11 protein-coding genes, 1 rRNA gene and 1 pseudogene are annotated in these 13,225 nt (G+C 68.0%); 10 read left to right on the forward strand and 3 right to left on the reverse strand.

Translation table 11 applies throughout. From position 1 onward, the window contains the following. Together rrf and ACIBCN_RS34850 are read left to right on the forward strand one after the other, a co-directional pair. Positions 1-91: ribosomal RNA gene (rrf, locus tag ACIBCN_RS34845) — 5S ribosomal RNA — on the forward strand; the annotation flags it as partial. Positions 92-1,114: 1,023 nt separating this feature from the next. Then, a pseudogene (locus tag ACIBCN_RS34850) lies at positions 1,115-2,176 on the forward strand (hypothetical protein); the annotation flags it as partial. Between the two features lie 18 nt (positions 2,177-2,194). Here ACIBCN_RS34850 and ACIBCN_RS34855 read toward each other — a convergent pair. Beyond that, positions 2,195-2,743: a DUF1062 domain-containing protein gene (locus tag ACIBCN_RS34855; RefSeq protein WP_396995991.1), complete on the reverse strand. Its 549-nt coding sequence runs from the start codon at positions 2,741-2,743 to the stop codon at positions 2,195-2,197. Positions 2,744-3,164: 421 nt separating this feature from the next. On the opposite strand from ACIBCN_RS34855, the gene ACIBCN_RS34860 reads away from it, so the two are divergent. From ACIBCN_RS34860 to recN, 6 genes are all read left to right on the forward strand, one after another. Further along, entirely contained in the window at positions 3,165-3,476 is a 312-nt protein-coding gene (locus tag ACIBCN_RS34860; protein ID WP_396995993.1) for a hypothetical protein, read from the forward strand. Between the two features lie 440 nt (positions 3,477-3,916). Then, positions 3,917-4,825, forward strand: coding sequence for an HAD-IIA family hydrolase (locus ACIBCN_RS34865; protein WP_396995995.1), 909 nt, complete (start codon positions 3,917-3,919; stop codon positions 4,823-4,825). Between the two features lie 13 nt (positions 4,826-4,838). Beyond that, complete coding sequence (locus tag ACIBCN_RS34870) at positions 4,839-5,147, forward strand: hypothetical protein (RefSeq protein WP_396995996.1); 309 nt, start codon at positions 4,839-4,841, stop codon at positions 5,145-5,147. A gap of 1 nt (position 5,148) precedes the next feature. Then, positions 5,149-5,970: a TlyA family RNA methyltransferase gene (locus ACIBCN_RS34875; RefSeq protein WP_396995998.1), complete on the forward strand. Its 822-nt coding sequence runs from the start codon at positions 5,149-5,151 to the stop codon at positions 5,968-5,970. Continuing rightward, the gene (locus ACIBCN_RS34880; RefSeq protein WP_396995999.1) at positions 5,967-6,923 is read left to right on the forward strand and encodes an NAD kinase; all 957 of its coding nucleotides are present in this window, start codon (positions 5,967-5,969) and stop codon (positions 6,921-6,923) included. The genes ACIBCN_RS34875 and ACIBCN_RS34880 overlap by 4 nt, the downstream gene beginning before the upstream one ends. After that, positions 6,901-8,676, forward strand: a complete 1,776-nt coding sequence (gene recN, locus ACIBCN_RS34885) for a DNA repair protein RecN (RefSeq protein ID WP_396996001.1) — start codon at positions 6,901-6,903, stop codon at positions 8,674-8,676. The genes ACIBCN_RS34880 and recN overlap by 23 nt, the downstream gene beginning before the upstream one ends. Positions 8,677-8,768: 92 nt before the next feature. Here the strand turns inward: recN and ACIBCN_RS34890 are convergent, their stop codons facing one another. Together ACIBCN_RS34890 and ACIBCN_RS34895 are read right to left on the reverse strand one after the other, a co-directional pair. After that, positions 8,769-9,188, reverse strand: coding sequence for an SRPBCC family protein (locus ACIBCN_RS34890; RefSeq protein WP_396996003.1), 420 nt, complete (start codon positions 9,186-9,188; stop codon positions 8,769-8,771). A 215-nt stretch (positions 9,189-9,403) separates the two neighbouring features. Further along, a complete protein-coding gene (locus tag ACIBCN_RS34895) occupies positions 9,404-10,192 on the reverse strand; it encodes a M23 family metallopeptidase (RefSeq protein ID WP_396996004.1) in 789 nt (262 codons plus the stop codon). 817 nt (positions 10,193-11,009) lie between these two features. On the opposite strand from ACIBCN_RS34895, the gene steA reads away from it, so the two are divergent. Together steA and ACIBCN_RS34905 are read left to right on the forward strand one after the other, a co-directional pair. After that, the gene (steA, locus tag ACIBCN_RS34900) at positions 11,010-12,224 is read left to right on the forward strand and encodes a putative cytokinetic ring protein SteA (protein ID WP_396996005.1); all 1,215 of its coding nucleotides are present in this window, start codon (positions 11,010-11,012) and stop codon (positions 12,222-12,224) included. A 13-nt stretch (positions 12,225-12,237) separates the two neighbouring features. Beyond that, positions 12,238-13,182 (forward strand): copper transporter, encoded by a 945-nt coding sequence (locus ACIBCN_RS34905; RefSeq protein ID WP_396996007.1) that lies wholly within the window; start codon positions 12,238-12,240, stop codon positions 13,180-13,182. Positions 13,183-13,225 lie beyond the last annotated feature (43 nt).

The raw sequence follows: 13,225 nt of genomic DNA on the forward strand, positions 1-13,225 counted from the left end.
GCCCGGTCCCATTCCGAACCCGGAAGCTAAGCCTGCCAGCGCCGATGGTACTGCACTCGACAGGGTGTGGGAGAGTAGGACACCGCCGGAACATCCTTCACGATAGGGGACCCAGATTCTGGGTCCCCTATCGTCGTTTCAGCACCTTGATGTGTTGAAACGGCATCGCTTGCGACTGCTTGCAGGTCGCTCGCAAAGATCAGCTTGCGACTGCTTGCAGGTCGCTCGCAAAGATCAGCTTGCGACTGCTTGCAGGTCGCTCGCAAGACGCGCCGTGTCAGGCCCCCACCAAGACACGTGATTGAATTTGTGGGGCCCCGACCACTCTTGCGGACCTCAGAAAGGGATCACCGTGTCGGAACAGAACGACGACCGGAAGTCCTCCCCGCGCGGCGAGGGATCCGACCGCCCAGCTCAGGGCAGCGGTGGGGCCGACGGCGACGCCGCCAGGAACCGCCCCGACCGCGAAAGCGGCCAGCGCGGCGGATTCAAACGAAGCAGCAACTCCAGCAGCTCCGGCGGATCAGACCGCCGCGCCGATTCCGGCGAACGCAGTGGATTCGGCCAGCGCGGCGACTCAGCCCAGCGCGGCAATTCCAGCGACCGTTCCGGCTCCGGCGAGCGCGGCGGCTTCAACCGTGGCGGCGACTCGAGCTCACGCGGCGGCTTCAACAATCGTGGTGATTCCGGCGGGTACAACCGCCGTGACGACGCTGGCTCCGATCGCAGTCGCGGCTCGGATAACCGCAGCGGCTCTGGCGAGCGCGGTGGGTACAACCGCAGTGGCGGCTCCAATGAGCGCGGCGGCTCCAGTCGTGACAGCGGCGCGGGTGATCGCGGTGGATTCAATCGCGGCGGCTCCAACCGTGACAGTGACTCGGGTGATCGCGGTGGTTTCAACCGCACCGGCGGTTCCGGTGATCGAAGCGGGGGTTCGGGCGACCGCGGCGTATACAACCGCGGCAGTGACTCGGGCAGTCGTGGCGGTTTCAATCGCAGCGGTGGCTCAGGCGACCGCGGTGGTTTCAATCGTGGCGGCGACTCAGATGGCCAGCGCGGCGCTGGTGATCGCGGCGTATACAACCGCGGTAGCGATTCGGGTGATCGTGGCGGTTTCAATCGCAGCGGTGGCTCAGGCGACCGCGGTGGTTTCAATCGTGGCGGCGACTCAGATGGCCAGCGCGGCGCTGGTGATCGCGGCGTATACAACCGCGGTAGTGACTCGGGTGATCGTGGCGGTTTCAATCGCAGCGGTGGCTCAGGCGACCGCGGTGGTTTCAATCGTGGCGGCGATTCTGGCGGTCAGCGCGACTCCAGCGATCGTGGCGGGTTCAAGCGTGGTGGTGATTCCGGCGGTCGTGGCGGCTTCGATCGTGGCAACGATTCGCGGGGTAACGGACCCGACGATCGGCGTCGCGGTGGCGAAGGTGCCCGCAGTGGGGCGGGTGGCGATCGGTCGCAGGACCGGCGTCCGCCGCGTCCTGAAGAGCCCGATCTCCCGGATGACGTGCAGCCGGCAGACTTGGAACCGGCTGTTCGCCGCGACCTGTTGAGCCTGGACAAGTCCAATGCGGAAGCGGTGGCTCGTCATCTGGTGATGGCAGCCAAGCTGATCGAGGACGACCCACGCCTGGCCCTCGCGCACGCTCGTGCCGCACGGCAACGCGCGGGCCGTATCGCCGTGGTCCGCGAAACGGCGGGCGTCACCGCCTACCACGCGGGCGAATGGGCCGAAGCGCTGTCCGAACTGCGCACCGCTCGCCGAATGTCCGGTGGCTCGGGCCTGCTCGCCGTCATGGCCGACTGTGAACGCGGCCTCGGTCGCCCCGAACGCGCGATCGAGCTCGGCCGCAGTGACGAGGCGCGCGCCCTCACCGGCGACGAGGCCACCGAACTGCGCATCGTGGTGGCCGGCGCTCGCATGGACCTCGGCGAATACGACCAGGCCGTTGTGACCCTGCAAACCTCCGAGCTGGATCCCTCCCGGACCGGCTCCGCCGCAGCCCGCCTGTTTTACGCCTACGCCGACGCGCTGGTCGCCGCGGGCCGCACCGACGAGGGCCTGACCTGGTTCCTCAACGCGGCCTCGGCGGACCTCGACGGCGAAACCGACGCGGAAGAACGCGCCGAGGAACTCACCGGCGGCGCCCAACCGGGCGACGACCTGGAGCTTTAGCCAGGCTCTGAGTATCGCTCAGCGCTTGAACGTGAAGGTGAAATCGCCGGAGAGCTTGCCGCACAGGCGGACTCCCGAAACGAGTTTCCCCTCGTCGATCAGTCTCTCGACCTCAGCCCGCGACAGACCGAAACCCTCGGCGATCAGTCGCACCGGCCGGGCCGGGATCCGCTCCGCGAAGCGGACCGAGACGTCGATCGCCTCGCGGTCCAGGCGAACCGATCCGCCGGTATCGAGGCGCCAAGCGTTGGTCCAATCGAGGGTGATGCGATTACGGCGCTGCACGCCCGGATCCTGGAGCAGCTCTGCTGTCAGGCCAGAGTCGTTGTCATGCAGCCGGTCCAGCAGTTCGGGTCGAATGGAGCGGACATTCCGCCGATCCAGCACCGTCAGCTTCGTAGTGTCCCCGCACGCGATACAGAGCGCGAGGAGCCAAGCGTCGATGAGCTTGTGGTTGGCGTTGACGCGAAAGTTGCCGCTGGCCCGGAAACGCTCGGACGAGCACGCGTGACAACGGCGGCGAACGAGGGGCAGGCAGGTGGGCACGACCACCCAGTTTTCGAGCATAGAAGTACACCGGTTTCAGTGAGAGGTGGACAGCACAAGGGAGCGCGGCGCATACGCGCGGCGCTGCGGTGCTGGGGAGGTCTCACACGATGTACAGCGGAATGTCCTCGACTAGACGACTCGGTTGGACAGCACGGTAATCGCGTGCGGCGGCGCTGTTCCACTAGTTTTCGAGGGCCACACAGCAAGCGGGATCATGGCCGAAGCGTGCTGTCCAGTTTCTTCGCTTACTCGGCCACTCAGCGGGATTCGTTGTCCCCGTTGAACTCTTCGGCGGAATGCGCAACTAGCCTGGTGTCGACAACGTAGTGTTCTCGTGGCGCGAAATTGCCACGGGTGTGCCGACTACCGTCGGTAGGCCCGCTGACGCGGTGGGGTCAGCGATACGTCACGAGACCGTCTGATTCAAGGAGATTTCACGATGAGTAGTGTTCGGGTGACTGTATTCGTCGGCTTGGCCGCCGCGGCGTTGACCGCGATGGGTGCCGTTTCGGCCAACGCGGAGCCGGCCAGCTACGGGGAGCTGGCCAAGCAGGCTTGCGCGGACGCGGGCTTCGAATACACCGAAAGCATCAACCTGCCCGGCGGCGTCTCCGCCAAGGCCACCTGCCACAAGCCCGGCGAAGACGTAGTCCAGTTCGTCCCGATGCCGAAGGACGCCGATTGCTCCGTCCCCGGCATCATGTCGCCGAAGGCCGGAAGGGCCGACGGCCAAGGCAACTGCGTCAGCTAGTCTCCTCCGCCTCTCCGCGTATTCAGGCCAGGCTGAGGTGCGGGGAGCCTAACGTTGGCGGCCGCCGGTTTCGTGGTGGGTTGAGTTATCCGGTACCCGGCAAGTTACCCATGTACCAGCGAAATCAGTTGTGGCGGTTGGCATACATAGGGCTCGAATGGTGCACTCAACCGCACCCAGAGCGTGGCGAACGGGACATGACGGCGGCGAATCGCGAGAGGAGCCGCCGTCATGTCCCGTTCGCCGTCGTGGGCCAACCTGGGTTCTGGCGAATCCAGGTGCTCCGCGCCGCGGTGGGGGTGCGGTCGCGCCAGTGCCGTGGGTTTCCTGTCGGCGCGCTGGCGTAGTGTTCGGATGTCTCGGACCGGCCGAGAGCAGCTGCCCTCGGTGCGGCGGATGCGAGATTCGGCTTGGGGCCGATCGGTGAGACGGAGAGTGGTGTGGAACGGCTACGAGATCGCTATGAAGCCTTGCTGCTGGATCTGGACGGCACCCTGTATCGCGGCGACGCGGTGATCGAGGGTGCGCCGGAGGCGTTGGCCGAGGACGGGGCCGCGCAGCGGCTCATGTACGTCACGAACAACGCGAGCAGGGCACCGGAGACGGTCGCCGCACATCTGGCGGAGCTCGGCTTTCGCGCGACCACCGATGAGGTGGTGACGAGCGCGCAGGCGGCCGCACGGCTGCTGGCCGAACGACTCGCGCCGGGCGCGACCGTGCTGATCATCGGCACCGACGACCTCGCCGCCGAGGTGACCGCGGTGGGCCTGCACCCGATCCGCCGCTTCGGCGACACCCCACCCGCCGCTGTCGTACAAGGACATTCACCACAAACCTGCTGGGCCGACCTAGCCGAAGCGGCCTACGCCCTGCGCGCCGACGCACTGTGGGTTGCCGCCAACACCGACAAGACCTTGCCGAACGAACGTGGCCTCGCCCCCGGCAACGGCTCGATGGTCGCGGCCTTGCGCACCGCGTCCGATCGCGAACCGATCGTCGCCGGAAAGCCCTACGCGCCGCTGCTGGAAGACGCCCTCGTGCGCGCCGGAACCCGCAGCGCCTTGGTCGTCGGCGACCGCCTCGACACCGACATCGAAGGCGCGAATACCGTCGGCCTCGAATCACTGCTGGTCCTGACCGGCGTCAGCACCCTCGACGAGCTGAAAGACGCGTCCGCCGAGTCCATTCCCACCTACGTCGCCGACTCGCTGGACGCGCTGAACTACCCGCCGATTCCCGCCCAAACGGACACCGACCCGAGCGACCTCGCCGCGGACCTGGCCGACCGGTTGCGGCGCAACCCGGGACGAGCCGTGACGGTACGCGCGTCTGGTTCGGAAATCCGATAGCGTTGACGTCACGATGACTACTCCCATGCCCCGCCCCTCCGGCCCCGGTATGCCCGGCGCGAACGGCCCCCGCCCCGGGGGCCCGCTGCCAGGCCAGCATCTGCCCGGCGGCCCGGGGCGCCCGGAGCCGGCCGACCCGGAGCGCATCCGCAGCGAGATCGACGGCCTGCTCACCGAACTCGCGACGCGCACCAGCTGGCCTGGTTCGCCCACCGCGGCCGAGGGCGCCGAATCCGGCACGGATATCACCCGCCGCGCCCGCATCCTGGAGCAGGCGCACGACGTGCTCGTGCAGGCACTGGCCACGGTGGACAAGATCTGAGGTGGCCAGACGCGCGCGCGTGGACGCCGAACTGGTTCGCCGCGGGTTGGCGAGATCGCGGGAACACGCGGTCGAGCTGATCGGCGCCGGTCGCGTCCTGATAGCTGGAACGGTCGCCGTGAAACCGGCGACCGCCATTGAGGCCGGCACACCGCTGCTGGTCCGTGAACAACCCGATGAGGTGTCCTGGGCCTCGCGCGGCGCACACAAGCTGCTCGGCGCGCTGGCGGCGTTCGAGCCCGCCGGACTCACCATCGCGGGCAAACGCTGCCTCGACGCGGGCGCGTCCACCGGCGGCTTCACCGACGTGCTGCTCTCCCGCGAGGCCAGCGAGGTGATCGCGGTGGACGTCGGCTACGGCCAGCTGATCTGGCGCCTGCAGAACGACGACCGGGTGCGGGTGGTGGATCGCACCAACGTGCGCAACCTCACTACCGAAACCATCGGCGGCACAGTCGAGTTGGTCGTCGGCGATCTGTCGTTCATCTCACTCGCCCTGGTGTTGCCCGCGCTGGCGGCGTGCACCGCGCCGGGTGGTGATCTGCTGCCGATGGTGAAACCCCAGTTCGAGGTCGGCAAGGACCGGGTCGGCACAGGTGGCGTGGTGCGTGACCCGGCGCTGCGCGCCGAGGCGGTCCGCGATGTCGCGGCCGCGGGCGCGGCGTTGGGTCTGCGCACCGAGGCCGTAGTGGCGAGCCCGTTGCCGGGCCCCTCGGGCAATGTCGAATACTTCGTATGGCTGCGCAAGGACGGGCAGCCGGAAGACGACGGTGAGCGAGTCGCTGCTCTCGTCGAGCGTGCGGTTGAGGAGGGTCCACAGTGAACGCGACCAGGTGCGATGGCCGGGAGATCCTGCTGGTGTCGCATCCGGGCCGGGCGGAGATCATCGAGACCGCCCATCGGGTGGCGAAGATCTTCGCCGACGCGGGCATCTGCCTGCGGGTGCTGGCCGACGAGGCCGTGGACACCCGGTTCGAGGCCGAGCCGGGCGGCTATCCGGTGCGGGTGGTCGAGCACGGCCCCGATGCCGCGGTCGGCTGCGAGATGGTGCTGGTGCTCGGTGGCGACGGCACCTTCCTGCGCGCCGCCGAACTCGCCCGCCCGGCCGGGGTGCCCGTGTTGGGTATCAACCTGGGCCGCGTCGGTTTTCTGACCGAGGCCGAGGCGGAGAACCTGGATGACGCACTGGCACACGTGGTTCGCGGCGACTATCGCATCGAGCAGCGGATGACCATCGACTTCACCGTCCGAGTGGACGACGAGGTGGTGCGGACCGGCTGGGCGCTCAACGAGGGCAGCATCGAAAACGCCTCGCGGACAGGCGTACTGGAGTTGGTGCTCGAGGTGGACGGCCGGCCGGTGTCGGCGTTCGGCTGCGACGGTATCCTGATCTCCACCCCCACCGGTTCCACCGCGTACGCGTTTTCCGCGGGTGGTCCGGTGGTGTGGCCGGAACTCGAAGCGCTGCTGGTGGTTCCGAGCAATGCGCACGCGTTGTTCGCGCGTCCGCTGGTGACCAGCCCGGCCTCGCGGATCGCCGTGGAATGCGTGGCGACCGGCCACGATGCGGTAGTTTTCCTGGATGGCAGGCGCAGCATCGAGCTGCCGCGTGGCGGTCGCCTGGAGGCGGTCCGTGGCGCACGACCGGTGCAGTGGGTGCGGCTCGACTCCGCGCCGTTCGCGGATCGGATGGTGCGCAAGTTCCAATTGCCCGTGACAGGCTGGCGTGGCCGGCGGCGAACGGAGAGAACCAGTGCTGACAGAGATCAGGATTGATGGCCTTGGCGTTATATCCACGGCCACTGCGCAATTCCACGAGGGTCTCACTGTTCTCACCGGCGAGACCGGTGCCGGTAAGACCATGGTGGTCACCAGTCTGCACCTGCTGAGTGGTGCGCGAGCCGATGCGGGCCGGGTTCGGCTCGGGGCCGCCCGCGCGGTGGTGGAGGGCCGATTCACCGTCGAGGACGTGAACGACGCCGCCCGCGCGGAAGTGACGCAGGTGCTGGAATCGGCTGCGGCCGAACAGGATGACGACGGCAGCATCATCGCGATCCGCACGGTCGGCAGTGACGGCCGTTCCCGCGCGCATCTGGGTGGGCGCGGCGTGCCTGCCGCGGTGCTCGCCGATTTCACCGCGCCGCTGCTGACGGTGCACGGTCAGAACGATCAGCTACGGTTGCAGCGCCCCGACCAGCAGCTGTCCGCGCTGGACCAGTTCGCCGCCGACACCGTCGGCCCGCTGCTGCGCAAATACGGTGCGCAGCGCCGTTCTTGGCTGGATGCCCGTACCGAGCTGCTCGAACGGACCGCGCGCAGTAGGGAATTGGCGCAGGAGGCGGATCGGCTGCAGCACTCGCTGACCGAAATCGACGCCATCGCACCGGAACCCGGCGAGGACGTGCGCATCGTCGACGAGGTGCGCAGGCTCAGCGATCTCGATTCGCTGCGCGAGGGCGCGACGACCGCGCACGACGCGCTCGCCGGTCCCGTCGACTCGCCCGAAGAGGGTTCCGGCGCACTGGAATTGCTCGGTGCGGCGCTGGCCCGCATCGACTCGGCCGACGATCCGGCGCTGACCGCGCTCGGTCCCCGGCTCGGCGAGGCCATCGCCGTGGTGGTGGATCTGACCACCGAACTCAGCGGTTACCTGTCCGATCTGCCCTCGGACCCGGGCGCTCTCGACTCGCTGCTCACCAGGCAGGCCGAGCTGAAGTCGTTGACCCGCAAGTACGCGCCCGACATCGACGGCGTGATCGCCTGGGCCGACGACGCACGGGCCAAGCTCGGCTCGCTCGACGTGTCCGAGGAAACCCTGGCGGCGTTGGCGGCCGAGGTCGATATCGCGGCCGAGCGGGTCCGGGAGGCGGCGCGCAAATTGAGTGCGGCGCGTAAGAAGGCCGCGGGCAAGCTCGGGTCGGCGGTGAGCGCCGAATTGGGTGGTCTGGCCATGGGTAAGGCCAGGCTCGAGGTCGAGGTTCGGCCGATGCCCGCGGGGCCGCAGGACTCCGCGCCGCTGAACATCGACGGACAAGACGTGCACGCCGGGTCGGCCGGCATCGATGAGGTGGAATTCCGGTTGTCCGCGCACTCCGGTGCGCAGTCACTTCCGTTGAGTAAGAGCGCATCCGGCGGTGAGCTCTCCCGGGTGATGCTGGCCCTCGAGGTCGTGCTCGCCAGCTCCGATCACGGCGCGACCATGGTGTTCGACGAGGTCGACGCCGGTGTCGGCGGCCGTGCCGCGGTCGAGATCGGCCGTCGCCTGGCTCGCCTGGCCCGCACCCATCAGGTCATCGTGGTAACCCACCTGCCCCAGGTCGCGGCCTTCGCCGACACCCACCTGGTGGTCGACAAGTCCGACGACGGCAAGGGCAAGGTCAACAGCGGCGTCCACGCGCTCACCAAGGACGAGCGCGTCATCGAATTGGCCCGCATGCTGGCCGGTCTCGACGACACCGAGACCGGCCGAGCCCACGCGGAGGAACTCCTGGACCTGGCCCGGGCGGAGAAGTCCGGCGCGACGGTCTAGTCCACTGCCGCACAGCTTCTGGTATCCGCACGCGTGTTAGCGCGGCAAGTCGGTGCGCGGGGAGTCAGAAGGTGTGCGGCTGGTACGACGAACTAGCGCACGGCCTTCTGCGCGGCCTTGATGAACTGGGTGATCAGGTTCTTCAGGCCGAACTCCAGGACCTTGGCGGGCACGGGGAGGCTCGGCTCGGACTCCATCGTGTAGGAGACGAGGGTGCCGTTGTCGGCGTCGGTGAAGGTCACCACGCCGACGTGCCGCTTCACCGGGGCGCCCTTGACGATCTTGTATTCCATCCGCTCACCGGGCACCAGCTTGGTGATCTCCTCGGTGATACCGACCGGGCCGACGCCGAGCAGGTGCTGCGCGCCGACCCCTTCGCGCTCGGTCAGGCCCGGCTTGGTCAGCTTGACCTGGATCGGAAGGTACGGGCTGATGCTCTCGCGGTCGGCGAAGAGCCGATACACCACATCACGCGGGGCGGCGATGACGGCGTCGACGGTCGTGCTGGCCATGGGGGTCTCCTCTTCGAGTTACCTGTGACGGGCAGCATATAGGTATCACCTTGGAGAGCTGTGTGTCCCTGTAACCGGTGTCACAGACAGTTGCCTCGACGCATCGTCGGCTACCTCGCGCCCGCGCTGGCTTCGAGCAGGCAGAGTCCGGTATCGGTACTGCTCGCAGTCCTGCCGCCAGCGCGCCTATCGTCGTCCTCGCGAGTTAGCGCGCGTCAGTCGCGCTCGGGTCCGAGGCCGATGCCGCGGGTGGCGAGCCAGGGGAGGGGGTCGATGCGGTCGGTGCCGTTGAGCCAGACCTCGAAGTGGCAGTGTGGGCCGGTGGCTTCGCCGCGGTTGCCGACGGTGGCGATCTGGTCGCCCGCCGTCACGCGCTGGCCGACGTTGACCAGTGAGGTGTTGATGTGGCCGTACACGGTGATCGTGCCGTCGTCGCCGAGCAGACGTACCCACATGCCGAATCCGGCGGCCGGGCCAGAGCTGATGACGGTGCCGTCCTCCACGGCGACGATCGGGGTGCCGATGGGTGCGGCGATGTCCACGCCCGGATGCAGCGCGCCCCAGCGCATTCCGTAGCCGGAGGTGAAGGTGCCGGAGGTGAACTTCATGAACAGCGGGCGCAGTTTCGCGGCGGCCTCGGCCGACATCTCGTCGGCGACCTTGCTGCCGTTGCTCAGGATGTCGCTGAATTGGCCGAGGTCGAGGGGGCCCTCGTCGAGCAGCCCGGGCTCGGTGGCGGCGGGTTCGGTGAGCTGTGCCTGCGGTTGGCCGAGCGCCATCGGGGCCACGGTTTCCACCGGAGGTTTGTCGCCGCCGGTCGAAATGTTCTGGCCGGCGGCGACGAGCGCACCGGCGGCAACCGCGATGATGGCGGCGCGGCCCTTCAGCGCGGCAGGCGGCGCGGGCATGCGATGCCTGCCGCCGCGGCGCTTACGGGGAACCGGAAGATTCGCGACCGACGATGGCTGTGGATCTGCCGACGGCTGGGCGTCGGCGGACCGCACCCACGCATCATTCGACCGCACCCACTCGTCACTCGACTGTGCCCACTGATCCTCGGACGCCCACGAATCGTCCGACAGCGGCTGCTGCTCGGCGGGCGGCCACGAATCACGGGGCCGTGTCCGCTGATCCGTGGATGGCCACGCATTGCCCGGCCGGGTCCGCTGACCGGTGGACGGCCACGAATTGCCTGATTGCGGCCGCGGATCCGCCGACGGCCACCGATCGCCCGAATGTCCTCGTTGATCCACCGCCGATGGCCACTGATCCGCGGGCCGCGCCCACTGATCGTCCGGTGCCCACTGGTGCTCGACCGACCACTGCTCCTCCGGCGACCACGGTTCCCCCGGTGACGGCCACGAATCGACCGCGCCCGGTGAGTAGCTATAACTTTGCTGACCGCTGTCTGAATTGCGCAGATCGGCCGCAAATCGCCGATCGGCAGCAAGAGTCCGATGCCTGCTCATCGGCTCGACCGCATTTGTCGGCAATGTCCATAAGCTGGCGTTATCGGAGAAATGTCTGGTCTTCGGCGCAAAAGCCCCGTTTCCCTGGCTATTTCGAGGCACATCACGCAGTCGTCCTTTGTCACGTCACGTCGAGATGTCGTCGGGCTGGTCGACGGTAACGAAACGGTAGCGGTATCGCTCGTTAGGCGCGCGAATTAGCGGGCCTTTTGTGACGCCCGCCACGTTTGACACGCTGCAACGAGTTCTTCCGCGTGTCGTACATCGTGTCACTGTTGTCACAGTGATGTATGTGGTAGGCCGACGGCGCGCCTCCACCAACGGTTGAGGGTTTGCGGGCAGCATCGAGGCCATGAAGATGCTGGCGTTGTTGTCGAGGAACACCGAAACGCTGCCCGGCCTCTCCGGGATAGCCCGAGTGGATCGCAACACCCGGCGCCTGTTGAAACGCGTCGGACCAGGCGATGTCGTCGTGCTCGACGAGATGGACCTGGACCGGCTCACCGCCGATCGGCTGGTCGAGGCGGGGGTGGTCGCGGTGATCAACACCTCGCCATCGATCTCCGGCCGCTATCCCAATCTGGGCCCGGAAGTGCTGGTGGCGAACAACATCCTGCTGCTGGACACGGTGAGTTCGGACGCGTTCAGCAAGATCAAGGACGGCGTCAAGGTCCGCATCGACGAGGGCGTCATCTACGCCGACAAGGTGATCAAGAAGGAGCCCGAGGTCCTGGTCAAGGGCATCGAGCTCACCGATTCCGATATCGCCGAACGGATGATCGAGGCGCGCAACGGGCTGGCCGATCATCTGGAGGCGTTCGCGGGCAACACCATCGAGTTCATCCGCACCGAGAGCGCGCTGCTGATCGACGGCATCGGCGTACCGGAGCTGGAGCTATCGATGAAGCATCGGCACGTGGTGGTGGTCGCCGACGGCCCCGACCACGCCGAGGACCTGAAGCGGCTCAAGCCGTTCATCAAGGAGTACGTGCCGATCATGGTCGGCGTCGGCCGCGGCGCGGACACCCTGATGAAGCAGGGCTACCGCCCCGACCTCATCGTCGGCGATCCGGACGAGATCACCTCCGCCACCCTGAAATGCGGTGCCGAGGTGATCCTGCCCGCCGACACCGACGGCCACGCCAAGGGCCTGGACCGCATCCAGGATCTCGGCATCGGCGCGACCACCTTCCCGTCCTCCGGCGCACCCGCCGATCTGGCGCTGCTGCTGGCACACCATCACGGCGCGTCGCTGATCGTCACCGCGGGCGCGGCCGCCACGCTCGACGACTTCTTCGACCGCAGCCGCCGCGAGAGCAACCCGGCGACCTTCCTCACCAGGCTCAAGCTCGGCACCAAGCTGATGGACGCCAAGGCCGTCGCCACGCTGTACCGAAACCGGGTGTCCGGCATCGGCATCGCGCTGGTGGTACTTGCCGCCCTGATCGCGGTGATCGTGGTGCTGCTCGCCTCCAACACCGGCACCGACGCCGTCGCCTGGGCCGCCGACACCTGGGACCGGTTCGCGCTGTGGGCGCAGGGCTTGGTCGGCGCGGGCGACAAATGACCAAGGGAGAACGATGATCTCGTTACGCCAGCACGCCGTCTCGATCGTGGCGATCTTCCTGGCCCTCGCCATCGGCGTGGTGCTCGGCTCGCAGACGCTGGCGGCGGATCTGCTGTCGGGGCTGCGCGCGGACAAGTCGGATCTGCGTCAGCAGGTCGACACCGTCTCCGACCAGAACCGTCGCCTCACCGATCAGCTGAACTCGGCCGACCGGTTCATCGCGGGCGCCGCGGGCCGCATCCTCGGCGGCACGCTGGCCGATCGCACCGTCGCGGTGTTTACCACCCCCGACGCCGATCCCGCCGACATCGAGGGCGTGACCAAGTCCCTCGAAACCTCGGGTGCCACCATCACCGGCCGGATCTCGCTCACCGACGCCTTCGTCGACGCCACCGAGGGCGATCGGATGCGCACCACGGTCACCAACGTCATCCCCGCGGGTGCCCAATTGCGCACCGGCGCAGTCGATCAGGGCAGCATGGCCGGCGACCTGCTCGGCATGGTCGTGCTGCTCGATCCGGCCAACGGGCAAACCCGTGGCACCCCACAGGAATTGGGCCTGGTCCTGGAAACACTGCGCGGCGGCGGCTTCCTCGCCTACGGCGACACCCCGGTGCGCCCGGCCCAGTCGGCGGTGGTGATCACCGGCAACGGCGCCAAGTCCGGCGAGAACAGCCAGGGTGCGAACATCGCGCGCTTCGCCGGTGCCCTGCGCGGCCGCGGCGCGGGCGTCGTGCTGGCCGGACGTCCCGGCGCGGCCGAGAACCCGGGACCGCTGGCCATCGTCCGCTCCGACGGCCCGCTGGCCACGTCCGTCAGCACCGTCGACAACCTCGACCGGGAAATCGGCCGCGTCACCACCGTGCTCGCGCTGAGCGAGCAACTCAACGGCGGCACCGGCCGATACGGCACCGGCGAAAAGGCGACCTCGCTCACACTCGCCTCCGCACCACGCTGACCTGCCGCGAACCACCCCGCGCCCGCGCGGGCAAATACTCAGC

The organism is Nocardia sp. NPDC051052, from assembly GCF_044456045.1.
Lineage (GTDB): Bacteria > Actinomycetota > Actinomycetes > Mycobacteriales > Mycobacteriaceae > Nocardia.